The organism is Enterococcus sp. BWR-S5 (assembly GCF_016745255.1).
In the GTDB taxonomy this organism is placed as follows: Bacteria; Bacillota; Bacilli; order Lactobacillales; family Enterococcaceae; genus Enterococcus_L.
In genome coordinates this window covers 330,977-343,859 of sequence record NZ_JADOEQ010000002.1, presented here as the reverse complement: position 1 = coordinate 343,859, position 12,883 = coordinate 330,977, and the positions used below count along the sequence as shown (strand labels likewise).

The following is a 12,883-nucleotide window of genomic DNA, read 5'->3' as shown; positions in this document are numbered from 1 at the left end:
AAGTGAGTTGGAAATAAAAAGAACAGAAGCTGATAAGCCTCTGTTCAAGTATTTTTTATTCTGTGTATTCCTTTGAAATCGCAATATTGTCATCAAAATGGAAGGTTACTCCTTGTTCCATGTTAGTTGCCCACATGGCTGTCACTGCTTGCACACCATTGATTAGTGAATCGCTGAGAGAATCGGGCGTACCAAAATATTGAACAGCTTGCTCGTAGGTATAGGTACCGTCAAAAGGAATCGCATCTACTTGGGCAGTAGTAATCTTTTTCTTCTTTTCTTCTACAGGAATTTTTGAGATACTCTTGCCTGTCGCTTGATCGTCTTTAAAGGTCACACTAATTGTTGCTGCACCATTAAAATTATTCCAAATAACCATTTTTGATGTTGTTCCGCTGATTTCGGAATCTACATTAGAGCTTGGTTCGCCAAGAATGGCAACCACATCATCATAGCTGACACCTTTTGTATCCTCTACTAATGGATCGCCCAATGCAATCGATTTATAGTTTTCTATGATTTCAGCAGCGTCGTCTGCCGTGATATTATTTTCCGAAGATTCTTTTGTTACTGAGGACTCCTGTGTCGCTGCTTTACCAAAATTAAAGTCCAGCGGAATTGGAATCAGTTTTACAGCAGCAAAGCCGCCTCCTGCGAGTACCAGCAGAATCAGGAACCAGAACCATCCTTTTTTAGTTATCGGTGTTTTCATCGATTGTCTGTCTTCTTTTCTTCCCATGTTTCTTCCCGCCTCCGTTAGTTTAATTCAGCATTTCCATCATACAAATCTTTAATGTGAAATACAAGCTGTTTTCTAACTTTTTATTAATTTTCATGAGAATGAATCAAGTGAAGAGAAAAAACCTCAAATCCAATAATTGAATTTCTGTCGTCATTCGAAGCAGACAGAGATTGGACTTATCGTCTATTTGGTTTTTGGGAACGAAAGCACACGGATATCACTACTTTGTTAGACAGCGACAAAAGAAAAATGACTCAACGATGATGGGATATAGGCACTGAGAGTTCTTTTTTTCGTCTGGCACTAAGAACAAAAGTACCGATAAGCAAGGTCATACTAAGAAATAGCAGCAGAAAGATATTTTTTCGGATGATAGAAATTAGAAATGGAAAAATCATTAGACTGGAATATGTCGCGATAAAGCTGAGTGTGACAGATAGAACAGATAGATGCATAGCTGGAGTACCTAACTTTTGTATGACAAAGCCCTTTCTTTAATGGTAAAGTGATTATACACATACTAAAATGGAAATAAATGGTATCGAACCTATTCTTTCAAAAGAAAGCAGCAGGTTACGGTTCATTCTTCTAAAGGAAACTATAGTTTCTTTTGGAAATGCAGAAAATCGGGAGAAAACAATATGGAGCAATTAGGGCAGGTATTTAAAGAAATTCGTGAGAGGAAGGGCTTCAAGGTGGCGGAAACTGCGGAAGGGATTGTTACGCCGCAATTTTTGAGGAAGTTTGAGCGTGGAGATAGTAACATCAGCTTGTCAAACTATGTGCTGCTGTTGAATAGAATGAATACCTCGGTAGAAGAGTTTATTTATGAATGGCCCGGTGAAACAGTTGACAGTTGGCTTCGGGAAGTAGAACATGACTTGGATGTGGTCGGACATTCCGGAAATTCATTGGTTTTTAAACAATTAATTGGCCGCTATGAAGAGTTGTTCGAAAAAACAAAGGAACAGCGTTTTTATCATTTGACGATAATTAGTAAAAATCTTTATAATAAAATTTTTTCAGGCTCCCTTGATGCGGACATAACCATTATCACTACGTATTTGAAAGAAGTCGATGAATGGGGACAATACGAGTTCTTTTTGGCGATTTATGGATTGATGCCATTTGAGGTGGAGGAGCTTTTTCTACGTACGCTGCAAGTATTTCGAAGGAAAATGGACAAGCATATTGTGCTTCGCCATCAGGTAACTGACTTTCTGCTGCATGTTGCGGCTCACTTTATAACAATCAATCAGCTGGAGTATGCGGATAAAATCCTACTTGCATACAAAAATAGCGAACCTGTGAAAAAAGATTTGTATGATTTACCTTTTGATACTTATGCTGAGTTTTTGATGGGCTTGCTGCTGATTAAGCAAGAGGACCCCGCAGGGATTGCCCGCTGTCAGCAGGTCATTTCCTTTTTCCATCAGACGGTTCATCATACTGATTATGCCAATCGTTTGAATATTGCTTATGAACGTGCACTGCATGAGTCGCAGCTGTCCGAACAATAGTTAAAAGAATGCTTAAAGATGTGGCGTTCAGCCAGTGATTTTATCGGAAAACGTTTCACAGGATAGCACTAAATGTTAGTATAATATGAAGGAAATATTCAGTGAGAATTTGAGGATTGACTATTGCGAGCAGCAGCGTCCGTTATTTCTTAGCGGTAATTCTCAAGCATCAAATAATTATTTTATAAATCCATTGCATATACTCGATTTTACAATTAAAATAAGAAGAGTATGTTTAAGAGAAAGTTGGAGGAGTTAATGATCAATCAACCTGGGTCCAATGGACAGGCAACGTTATCCAATCAAGAAAAAATGGTCAAAGGATCAGCTTGGATGACAGCCAGCAATATCATTTCCCGCTTATTAGGAGCGGTTTACATTATTCCATGGTATGCCTGGATGGGGGCGCATGGTGATGAGGCAAACAGTCTGTTTTCTATGGGCTATACTGTCTATTCATTGTTTTTGCTGATTTCGACTGCCGGTATACCTGCCGCGATAGCGAAACAAACAGCGCATTATAATTCAATGAATGAATACAAGATCAGTCGCCAGCTATTCCGTAAAGCGTTGCAGATGATGGCTGTCCTTGGTGCGGTATTTGCACTGGTGATGTACTTGGCTGCACCGGCACTGGCAAAATGGTCCGGTGGTGGTGATGAGCTGATACCTACAATGCAGTCATTAAGTTTAGCGGTTCTGATATTTCCTTGTATGAGTGTTATCAGGGGCTATTTCCAAGGGAATCAGGACATGATGCCGTTTGCTCTGTCACAAATCGCTGAGCAGGTTGCTCGTGTCTTCTATATGCTGTTGACAGCCTTTATCATTATGAAGGTACTTAACGGTAATTATGTGGATGCGGTCACGCAATCGACATTTGCGGCATTTATTGGAATGATTGTCAGCTTCCTTGTGCTGTATTTCTATATGCACAAGCAACGACCAATGTTTGACTATTTGGAGGAGCATAGTGCCAATAAGCACCAAATCTCTCCACAGGATCTTTTGATTGAAACGTTCAGGGAAGCTATTCCTTTTATTATTGTAGGTTCAGGTGTGACGGTATTTAAATTAGTGGATCAGTTTACCTTCTCTAATTTCATGCGAACCTTCACAACCTATTCTGACAGCCAGCTTCGTGAGTTATTCGGGGTATTCAATGCCAATCCGGATAAACTGACCATGGTGGTCATCGCCTTGGCAACATCGATTGCATCAACAGGGCTGCCATTAATCACAGAGGCAATGACCTTGAAAAATTATCGTGAGCTGTCGAAGCTTATCAGTAACAATCTACAGCTGTTTGCATTTGTGATGCTGCCTTCTACCTTTGGGATGATTGTCTTGGCGAAGCCGCTCTATACATTATTCTATCGTGCCGATAGCTTAGGGACGAATGTGTTGATTCAGGCGTGTTATGCTGGACTGTTCCTAGCATTGTATATGCTAGTATCGAATATGCTGATGGGGATGTACGGAAATCGTGCGGCTATGCAGTATTTCGGTATTGGTCTGCTGGTTAAGCTGCTTGTTCAGTATCCAAGCATTCGTATGTTTGAGGTTTATGGACCGTTAATTGCTACAGTGATTGGTTTTAGCGTTTCTTGTTTCTTAATGATTCGTAAGATTAAGCAAATTGCCAAATTCAACCTGAGTTTGACGCTTCGGCGGAGCCTGCTGGTCTTTATCATTACGCTGATTATGGTTGTGTTTGCCTTTGTAACAAGACAATTTCTATATCTGTTCCTTAACCCGGATCGTAAGATGCAGGCCTTCCTGATTATCTTACTGGTGGCGGCAGTTGGTGCAGGCGTTTATGGCTATATGACTTTAAAAATTCGACTGGCGGATCGATTGCTAGGGAAGAATGTGAATAAGCTTCGTGCAAAAGTGAAAATTAAATAATTGTACTGACGGGACAGGGAAGCTTCATATCAGAAGTATTTTCTGTCCCGCCGTTTATTTACAGCTGCTATTGTGGGATGAAGAGCTGTGAACCAATGATGGAGGGGAAAGGCATGCGTTTGGATAAGTTTTTATCAGAAACCGGCTTCGGCAGTCGAAAAGAAGTAAAGAAGCTGCTAAAGCAGGGAATTATTACTGTAAATAATCAGGTAGTGAAGGATGCGAAAAGTCAGGTCAATGAATGGGAGGACCAAGTGGCCTATGATGGAGAGCCTTTACACTATCAAAAATATTTCTATTACATGCTGCATAAGCCTCAGGGAGTAATTTCCGCAACTGAGGACAAGTATGATGAAACGGTTATTGATTTGCTTTCAGATGAAGATTTTCGAGAAGATTTATTTCCTGTTGGCAGACTAGATAAGGACACGGAAGGCTTGTTGATTCTGACCAATGATGGACAACTATCGCATCGTCTATTGTCGCCTAAAAAGCATGTGGATAAAGAATACTTCGCTCGTATTTCCGGCGTCGTAACCGAGGAGGATATCAAGCTGTTTGCCCAAGGATTGATGCTGAAAAGTGGTGAAGCAGTGAAGCCGGGGAAGCTGGTTGTGGACGCGGTAGATGAAGTCAAGGGAGAGTCCGAGATTCGTCTGGTGATTCAGGAAGGGAAATTTCATCAAGTGAAACGAATGTTTGAAGCGGTAGATAAGCAGGTTGTCTATTTGAAGCGGCTGCGAATGGGTGAGCTTTATTTGGATGAGGCACTTGAGCTGGGAGACTATCGTCCGTTGACAGCAACAGAGCTGCAACTCCTAGAGCCTTCTAAATAGGGGAAAACCGACTGTATCAGCAAGCTAATTAACTTGCTGATACAGTCGGTTTATTTTTTATTGGCTAAGGTTCTCGGCTTTGAGATAGGCTTTCCAGTGTCCATATCACTCAACGATTACTCAGTCTGCTCAGCTTTTCTACTTATCGCTCGAAGTGTTTCATGTAATAAGGCAGTTGATTGGCCAGTTCGGTTGGAAGGACGACATAACGCTTTTCTCCAAGTGTTTCACCAATCAGGCTGTGAAGATACACTGCGGCGCCGATGGCCTGCTCCTTGTTGTCAAATTGTGCAAGAAAGGCGGTAAGTATGCCAGCTAAGGTATCCCCCATACCACCAGTTGCCATCGCAGCAGTTCCAAGTGGATTTTTGTAGGTCTCTTGGGGTGTGTAGATTTCTGTTCGGTGGCTTTTCACAATGACTACAGCCTCCAAGTGACGTTGACTCTGCTGATTGTTTTCTGTCGTTTGCTCTTCAATAGGCAGTCCGCTCAGACGCTCCCATTCCATTTGGTGTGGAGTAAAAATCGTCTGGTCAGGATAATTTAATGTGTGCGGGTGTTTGGCAAACAGAGTGATTGCGGAACCATCAATAATCAACCATTGGTTTTCGGTCTGCTTTTTGAGGAGAAACTGAAGCATGCGCTCGTTCTGCTGCTCGATGCCCATTCCCGGACCAATCAATACGACATCTGCATTTTTTAGCACCTCATCAATCAAAGGCTGATTTTCCCAGTCAACAACCATTGCCTCCGGCAGTCGAGCGTGTAGGGGTGAATGATTTGCTTTGTCGGTCACGACGGTCACCAAGCCGGCACCTGCTTGAACGGCTGCCTGTGCACTCATAATGATGGCCCCTCCGTATTGGGCATTACCGCCCACCAGCACAACTTTGCCGAAGGTCCCTTTATGGCTTTTTTCGGGTCTTTTACGAATGACCTGTGACAAGAGTTCGTTGGATAAATTCTGCACGTTCCTCGCTCCCTTCCTTTTTATTTATTATATCAGTCAACCCACAGTGTTTAAAAATAAAAAACAACCGGACTCTTTTTATTTTTTTGCCAGATAATGGTATGATGGGAAGGTAGATTAATGAATAGGAGTGACGAATAGAATGACAATCAATTGGCAAAAAGAAGTAGAGGACCGCAAAGAAGCGCTTCTTGAAGATTTAAAGGCTTTACTACGTATTAACAGCGAACGTGAAGACGATAAAATGACAGCGGATGCTCCGTTTGGTCCCGGACCAAAAGCAGGGTTATTACACATGCTGGCTTATGGCGAAAGAGACGGCTTTGTGGTAAAAAATGTGGATAACTACGCAGGTCATATTGAATATGGTGAAGGTGACGAAACCTTGGGTGTGTTCGGACATATGGACGTAGTACCCGCAGGTGATGGCTGGGATACCGATCCTTATGAGCCGGTAATCAAAGATGGAAAAATCTATGCGCGTGGTTCAAGCGATGACAAAGGGCCAACAATGGCTGCCTATTATGGACTTAAGATTATCAAGGATTTAGGCTTGCCACTATCTAAAAAAATCCGTTTTGTCATTGGTAGTGATGAAGAAAGCGGCTGGGGCGATATGGATTACTACTTCCAGCATGAGGAAGCACCGGACTTTGGCTTTTCTCCTGATGCAGAGTTCCCAATCATTAATGGGGAAAAAGGAAATGTGACGCTTTACGCTGAGTTTGGCGGTTCCAGCGAAGGTGACGATGAATTGGTCAGCTTCCATTCAGGCTTGCGTGTGAATATGGTTCCGGGAACAGCTGAGGCAGCAATCTTAGTGAAGGATACAGTAACAATTGCTGAAATGAAGGAACACTTTGAAGCGTTTGTTGAAAAACAGCCAATCGAAGGGACATTTGTTTCTGATGAAAATGCAGTAGCAATTACTGTGACAGGTAAAGGCGCACACGGGGCCAGCCCACAATCAGGAATCAATGCAGCGACATTTCTTGCGACATTCCTAAACAACTATTCATTTGGTGGCGCAGCAAAAGAATTTATTCATACAGCTGCATTCATCCATGAAGATTTCTATGGTGAAAAATTAAGTGTTGCTCATGAGGACGAAAAAATGGGTCGCCTGACAATGAATGCCGGCTTATTCAAATTCGAAAAGGATGTTGAAGAGGGCAATATGATTAGCTTGAACTTCCGTTATCCAAAAGGAACAACAGCAGATACTCTTGAAGAGGGTGTACGCAAAGCGATTGGTACTGAGGGCGTGAAAATTGTTCAAGACGATCGCAACCAAGAGCCGCACTATGTACCGGTGGATGATCCGTTGGTAGCAACCTTACTAAGCGTTTACGAAGACCATACAGGTGAAAAAGGTGAAGAAAAAGTCATCGGCGGCGGTACGTATGGACGTTTACTGAAACGCGGTGTTGCTTATGGTGCGATGTTCCCTGGCTATACAGATACGATGCACCAAGCAAATGAGTTTATGGAGCTGGATGACCTGTTCCGTGCAGCAGCTATTTACGCAGATGCGATGTATCGCTTGGCAAAATAGGGGTTGGAAACAAGTAAAAATTAGTTTGAAACTATTATGTCCTTCGGGAATATAATAGTTTCTTTTTTTTGAGAACATTTAGTATGGTGGTATTGATTGAGTTGCTGATGTGGAAAGTAGAAAGGATGAAAATGAACGAATGAGCCTGTTTTTATATGTAATTGAATGACGATGGGAGAATCAAGACCAAGTGCATTTTCCTTTCGTTTTGAATTATGCTATAGTCGCAACAGAATAGTTTTTTATAGGAGGAAATAAAATGACATTTGAAGAGATTTTACCGAAATTAAAAGCAGGGGAGAAAATCATTCGTGAAGGCTGGGGCGGCTTTGAGCTGTATGTTACTCTGGTGGAAGGAGAGGTGTATGATAATGCACCGGTCACTCCCTATTTTCTAATTAAAACAGCAGACGAAGGGTTTTCCAGCTTTGCGCCAACGGTTTGTGACATTCTTGCCACTGATTGGAAAGTCGTGAAATGATTCAATACACAGAGTTTAAGAATCGTCTAGTCGTGATTACCGGTGCGAATTCAGGGATTGGTCATGCACAGGCGAAAGGCTTTTTAGCACAAGGGGCAAGAGTTATCGGTTTGGATAAGCAGGTGTCAGCGATGGAAAATCTGGCTAATGACTATACGACATTTTCATTTTATCAGCTGGATGTCACTAATCATGAAAGAATGCAGGCGATTGTCTCGGAAATTTTAGAGAACGAGGTGCGCATTGATTGCTTGATTAACACCGCCGGCATATTAGATGATTATTTGCCAACACTGGAAACCTCAGAAGAGTTGTGGACACGAGTCATGGCAACCAACGTGACAGCGGTGTTTCATCTGACGAATCTCGTGCTGCCTCATATGCTGAAGCATAAGCAGGGAGCAATTATCAATACCGCATCGATTGCCAGTTTAGTGGCAGGCGGCGGTGGTGCTGCCTATACAGCAGCCAAGCATGCATTGGCTGGCTATACGAAACAGCTGGCATTGGATTACGCCGAGGATGGGATTCATATCAATGCCATTGCTCCCGGTGCAATACAGACACCGATGAATGCTGCCGATTTTGTAGGGGATGCTCAAATGGCGAAATGGGTGGCGAACGAAACCCCGTTGAAGCGGTGGGCACAGCCGGAGGAGGTTGCTGACCTGACCTTATTTCTGGCAAGCGAGGCATCTTCCTATCTGCAAGGGGCCGTTGTTCCAATTGATGGCGGCTGGTTGTTGAAATAGTCAATTGTTTTAGGTAAGATAGAAAGTAGCGATTTATCGCACTGCGGCACTTCAATGAGTTTGTATATCAATTATTTTGATGCGTGAAAACGTTGATAAATGATTTTACTTTTGCGAGGATTCATCGCATAGAGTAAATCCATCACAACCTCTTTCCTTTGGTCGCAGTTTATTAAGGCAGACAGCCTAAAGGAGAATGACAAATGAATAATGAGAAAACCCGCACGACAGCATGGAGTGTGTCCGAGCTTACGAAGATGGCGCTCGTGACCAGTCTTTATGTTGCCCTTACCATCGTACTAGCCCCGTTTGGCTACGGCTGGCTGCAGATTCGTTTATCTGAAATGTTCAATTATCTGGCGCTCTATAACAAACGCTATATTGTTTCTGTGACACTAGGTGTTGCAATCGCCAATATGGCCTCTCCGCTTGGTTGGATTGACGTCGTTTTTGGCAGCATCTGCACATTTATTGTGTTGCTGATTTGCCGAGCAGTGACAAAGCCTATCAAAAGTCAAAAGGTGAAAATGGGCATCACAGCGGTACTCTTTGCCTTATCCATGTGCACGATTGCCGGACAGCTGACCTTCTTGTACAATGCGCCGCTTTTCTTCAACTGGCTGACCATCGGCTTGGGCGAACTGGCTTCTATGACAGTAGGAGGGATTATCATTTATTTTGTCGGAAAGAAAATCGATTTGACGGATTAATTATAGATTATGATGGAATGCTGTATTTGAGCGTTTCTTTAGTATAAAAGGTCTCAACGAATAGAAAACTATTCGTTGAGACCTTTCGCGTTTTTTTTTAAATAAGAACCACTTTTTCCATTGGTGCTCCCGGTAGATGACTACCTTCTAAATCATATTCACCGCTAAAACGAGCAACCTTATCCATGTTCGTCACTACGACAATAATTGCTGAGTCCTTTTGTGCATCAGCTAATCGCTGTAAATCAATCTGTGCCAACTTTGTCTGAGTGGTTACAAGCTGTCCTTCCTGAACAAACAGTTCGAAACCGTCACCGTTTAAGCTGACTGTGTCGATACCCATGTGAATCAGGATTTCCAGACCGTTATCCGCAGTAATACCAATTGCATGTTTCGTTGGAAAAATAGTAGTGATTTTACCTGAAACAGGTGAGAAAACCTCTCCTGACAGGGAACGCATGGCAAAGCCGTCACCCACCATTTTGCTGGAAAAGACAGAGTCGTTAACATCCTCCAAAGGGATATACTCGCCATCTGTAACGGCGGTCAGTTCAAGCTCATTCGAAAACGTTTCACCATCTATTTGCTCTTTAGGAACAAGGAAATAGGCAATCGCAAAGGAAGAGCCCAGCGCGATAATAATCCCTAACACAGCAAAGATAAAATATTCGCCGATATAGGCCGGTAAGCTGAAAATGCTGGATAAAATATACCCATAGATACGTACGCCGAAAAAGCTGATGAACGCTGAAGCAATCGAGCTGCCGACAGTTGCTGCAAGAAACGCCTTTTTATAGCGAGTCAAAACACCGAATAAAGCCGGTTCAGTAATTCCCAGCAAGCCTGAGACAGCGGAAGAGACAATGATTGTTTTCTCTTCTTTTGATTTTACTTTTGTATACATTGCAGCAGTGGCTCCGGTAATCGCCATATTTGCCATAAACATCATAGGCATCAGCATATCGTAGCCTTGGTTGGCAAAGTTTTGCAAAGCGATAGGTGTCATTGCGTGATGAAGTCCGGTCAGGATTGCAATCGGACGGATGGCGCCGACAATTATACCTGCAAGCACCGGAGAAATGGAGAAGAGCCAGCTGACACCATCGGCTAATAAATTCCCTAAATGAATCCCAATTGGTCCGATAACGACCAATGTCAACAGCCCGGATAAAAACAATGAAAGTGTCGGCGTGAAAACAGTTCGTAATACTTCTGGAAGTATCTTATCCACCCAACGATAAATATAGCTTAAGCATAGGACTGCAAAAATAATCGGAATGACTGTGCCGGCATAATTAAAGACGGGGACTGGTAGGAAGCCAAACACCAGAAATTGAGAAACATCACCGGAGGCTAACGCCTCAGTCATTGTTGGAAACTGTAAGGTTGCGGCAATCGCAATCGCTAAGTACTGGTTGGTTTTAAATATCTTAGCTGCTGAAGCGGCAACAAAGAATGGCAGGAATGTGAACACACCGCTTGCCAGCATATTGATAACAATATACGTAGGGGATTCCGCAGAAATCAGATTTAATGCAACTAATCCGGCAGTTAACCCTTTAATCATACCTGCGCCGGCGATGGCGGGAACGATCGGTCCAAATACCCCAGAGACGGTATCCATAAATAAGGAAACCGGTCCTTTTTTCTGTGTATCAGCGACTTCCTGCTGATCCAAATCCAGCAGCTTTGCCAGTGTACTATAATATTCTGCAACTGTTGTGCCAATGACAATCTGCAGCTGATCACTTTGATACTTCGTTCCTACGACACCTGGAATCTTTTCCAATGCCTGATAGTTTATTTGTTCTTTGTCCTTCAAATTGAAGCGCAGGCGGGTCATACAGTGCCAAGCATTGTTCACATTGTTTTTGCCGCCAATTGCTTGAATCATTTGAGAGACAGCTTGTTCATGTTTCATCTAATCATCCTTTTTTATTTATTTCATTCGGCCGATTGATTCCGTTTACAAGCTTGATAATAGCATGGATTTTTCTATTTGAAAACCAGTCCTAAAAATGAGTTTTTTATTATAAATCCTTTTTATAAAGGGGTTTGTTTGGTTTTTTGTAAATAATTGGACTGGTTTTATGTGTGTTATCATCTGAAGTTCAGTCCAAATTGACAAGGGCTGTGTCGGCGTGTTTCAATAGCCTGTGTAAAACAAACATGATGCTGAGGATGATGATAAATGACACCGACAATAATTACTGATGTGAAAAGCTTTGCAATTAAACCGGATCGTCACAATCTGGTTGTTGTAAAAATCGAAACAAATAAGGGTGTAGATGGTTTAGGCTGTGCCACCTTCCAATTTCGACCATTGGCTGTAAAAACAGTGGTTGATGAATACCTGAAGCCGCTGTTGATTGGACGGGATGCAAATGCAATCGAAGATTTATGGCAGATGATGAATGTAAATTCTTATTGGCGTAACGGTCCTGTGACAAATAATGCAATTTCAGGTGTGGACATGGCATTATGGGATATTAAAGGAAAGCTGTCAGACATGCCATTGTATCAGCTTTTAGGAGGGAAAGCACGTACGGCAATACCTGCCTATACTCATGCTGTAGCAGAAGATTTGCCTTCTTTATTCAAAGAAATCGATCAAATTCGCGAAGAGGGCTATCAATATATTCGCTGCCAATTAGGTTTTTATGGCGGCAGTCCTACGAATCTACAAACACCTGAGGCTCCGCTTGAGGGCTCCTATTTTGATCAGCAGGAGTATATGCAAACGACGTTAAAAATGTTTGAAGCAATTCGTGAAAAGTATGGCAACAGCTTCCAAATCCTCCATGATGTTCACGAGCGGCTACATCCAAATCAGGCGCTGCAATTTGCTAAGTCTGCAGAGCAGTATCAGCTGTTCTTTTTAGAAGACATTCTGCCGCCAGATCAAAATGAGTGGTTGCAACAGCTGCGCAGTCAATCGACTACGCCAATCGCTACAGGAGAGTTGTTCAATAATCCGATGGAATGGAAAGAGTTAGTGATTCAGCGCCAAATTGACTACATGCGGGCTCATGTTTCTCAAATTGGCGGAATTACTCCGGCAATTAAGCTGGCTCACTTCTGTGATGCAATGGGGATTCGGATGGCTTGGCATACCCCCTCAGATATCACACCTGTTGGCTTAGCGGTTAATACGCATTTGAATATCCATCTGCACAATGCGGCTATTCAGGAAAATATTCCGATTCAGGAAAATGCAGAACGTGTTTTTGGAAACATACCAAAGCCTAAAAATGGTTATTTTTATCCAATAGAAGAAGCGGGAATTGGCGTAACCTTTGATGAAGCGGCAGCACAGGAGTTTCCTGTGGTGTACAGACCTCATGAATGGACACAGAGTCGAACACCTGATGGAACGATTGTTACGCCGTAATGATAAAAAAGAAAAACA

The 12,883-nt window shown here is 42.6% G+C and carries 11 protein-coding genes; 8 read left to right on the top strand and 3 right to left on the bottom strand.

What is annotated here, in order from left to right; genetic code table 11:
- Positions 1-55: 55 nt before the first annotated feature.
- Complete coding sequence (locus IW510_RS04210) at positions 56-739, bottom strand: DUF3862 domain-containing protein (protein WP_202057206.1); 684 nt, start codon at positions 737-739, stop codon at positions 56-58.
- A gap of 644 nt (positions 740-1,383) precedes the next feature.
- On the opposite strand from IW510_RS04210, the gene IW510_RS04205 reads away from it, so the two are divergent.
- From IW510_RS04205 to IW510_RS04195, 3 genes are all read left to right on the top strand, one after another.
- A complete protein-coding gene (locus IW510_RS04205) occupies positions 1,384-2,262 on the top strand; it encodes an Rgg family transcriptional regulator (RefSeq protein ID WP_202057205.1) in 879 nt (292 codons plus the stop codon).
- A 258-nt stretch (positions 2,263-2,520) separates the two neighbouring features.
- Positions 2,521-4,170, top strand: coding sequence for a putative polysaccharide biosynthesis protein (locus tag IW510_RS04200; protein WP_202057204.1), 1,650 nt, complete (start codon positions 2,521-2,523; stop codon positions 4,168-4,170).
- A gap of 113 nt (positions 4,171-4,283) precedes the next feature.
- Positions 4,284-5,006, top strand: coding sequence for a pseudouridine synthase (locus IW510_RS04195; protein WP_202057203.1), 723 nt, complete (start codon positions 4,284-4,286; stop codon positions 5,004-5,006).
- A 142-nt stretch (positions 5,007-5,148) separates the two neighbouring features.
- Here the strand turns inward: IW510_RS04195 and IW510_RS04190 are convergent, their stop codons facing one another.
- The gene (locus IW510_RS04190; protein WP_202057202.1) at positions 5,149-5,976 is read right to left on the bottom strand and encodes an NAD(P)H-hydrate dehydratase; all 828 of its coding nucleotides are present in this window, start codon (positions 5,974-5,976) and stop codon (positions 5,149-5,151) included.
- A gap of 142 nt (positions 5,977-6,118) precedes the next feature.
- On the opposite strand from IW510_RS04190, the gene pepV reads away from it, so the two are divergent.
- The 4 genes from pepV to IW510_RS04170 all read left to right on the top strand — a co-directional run bounded on the left by pepV (position 6,119) and on the right by IW510_RS04170 (position 9,474).
- Positions 6,119-7,531, top strand: a complete 1,413-nt coding sequence (gene pepV, locus IW510_RS04185) for a dipeptidase PepV (protein ID WP_202057201.1) — start codon at positions 6,119-6,121, stop codon at positions 7,529-7,531.
- A 259-nt stretch (positions 7,532-7,790) separates the two neighbouring features.
- Entirely contained in the window at positions 7,791-8,012 is a 222-nt protein-coding gene (locus tag IW510_RS04180) for a DUF2829 domain-containing protein (protein WP_202057199.1), read from the top strand.
- On the top strand, positions 8,009-8,764 hold the full coding sequence (locus IW510_RS04175; RefSeq protein WP_202057198.1) for a 3-oxoacyl-ACP reductase: 756 nt from the start codon (positions 8,009-8,011) through the stop codon (positions 8,762-8,764). Before IW510_RS04180 ends, IW510_RS04175 begins: the two co-directional genes overlap by 4 nt.
- A gap of 203 nt (positions 8,765-8,967) precedes the next feature.
- On the top strand, positions 8,968-9,474 hold the full coding sequence (locus tag IW510_RS04170) for a QueT transporter family protein (protein WP_202057197.1): 507 nt from the start codon (positions 8,968-8,970) through the stop codon (positions 9,472-9,474).
- A gap of 97 nt (positions 9,475-9,571) precedes the next feature.
- Here the strand turns inward: IW510_RS04170 and IW510_RS04165 are convergent, their stop codons facing one another.
- The gene (locus IW510_RS04165; RefSeq protein WP_202057196.1) at positions 9,572-11,395 is read right to left on the bottom strand and encodes a glucose PTS transporter subunit IIA; all 1,824 of its coding nucleotides are present in this window, start codon (positions 11,393-11,395) and stop codon (positions 9,572-9,574) included.
- A 270-nt stretch (positions 11,396-11,665) separates the two neighbouring features.
- On the opposite strand from IW510_RS04165, the gene IW510_RS04160 reads away from it, so the two are divergent.
- Entirely contained in the window at positions 11,666-12,865 is a 1,200-nt protein-coding gene (locus IW510_RS04160; RefSeq protein ID WP_202057195.1) for an enolase C-terminal domain-like protein, read from the top strand.
- The last annotated feature ends 18 nt before the right edge of the window (positions 12,866-12,883 follow it).

What these genes read in the sequence shown, in the direction of transcription:
- IW510_RS04210 (WP_202057206.1), bottom strand. Translation starts at nt 739, where the DNA reads ATGGGAAGAAAAGAAGACAGACAATCGATGAAAACACCGATAACTAAA.
- IW510_RS04205 (WP_202057205.1), top strand. Translation starts at nt 1,384, where the DNA reads ATGGAGCAATTAGGGCAGGTATTTAAAGAAATTCGTGAGAGGAAGGGC.
- IW510_RS04200 (WP_202057204.1), top strand. Translation starts at nt 2,521, where the DNA reads ATGATCAATCAACCTGGGTCCAATGGACAGGCAACGTTATCCAATCAA.
- IW510_RS04195 (WP_202057203.1), top strand. Translation starts at nt 4,284, where the DNA reads ATGCGTTTGGATAAGTTTTTATCAGAAACCGGCTTCGGCAGTCGAAAA.
- pepV (WP_202057201.1), top strand. Translation starts at nt 6,119, where the DNA reads ATGACAATCAATTGGCAAAAAGAAGTAGAGGACCGCAAAGAAGCGCTT.
- IW510_RS04180 (WP_202057199.1), top strand. Translation starts at nt 7,791, where the DNA reads ATGACATTTGAAGAGATTTTACCGAAATTAAAAGCAGGGGAGAAAATC.
- IW510_RS04175 (WP_202057198.1), top strand. Translation starts at nt 8,009, where the DNA reads ATGATTCAATACACAGAGTTTAAGAATCGTCTAGTCGTGATTACCGGT.
- IW510_RS04170 (WP_202057197.1), top strand. Translation starts at nt 8,968, where the DNA reads ATGAATAATGAGAAAACCCGCACGACAGCATGGAGTGTGTCCGAGCTT.
- IW510_RS04165 (WP_202057196.1), bottom strand. Translation starts at nt 11,395, where the DNA reads ATGAAACATGAACAAGCTGTCTCTCAAATGATTCAAGCAATTGGCGGC.
- IW510_RS04160 (WP_202057195.1), top strand. Translation starts at nt 11,666, where the DNA reads ATGACACCGACAATAATTACTGATGTGAAAAGCTTTGCAATTAAACCG.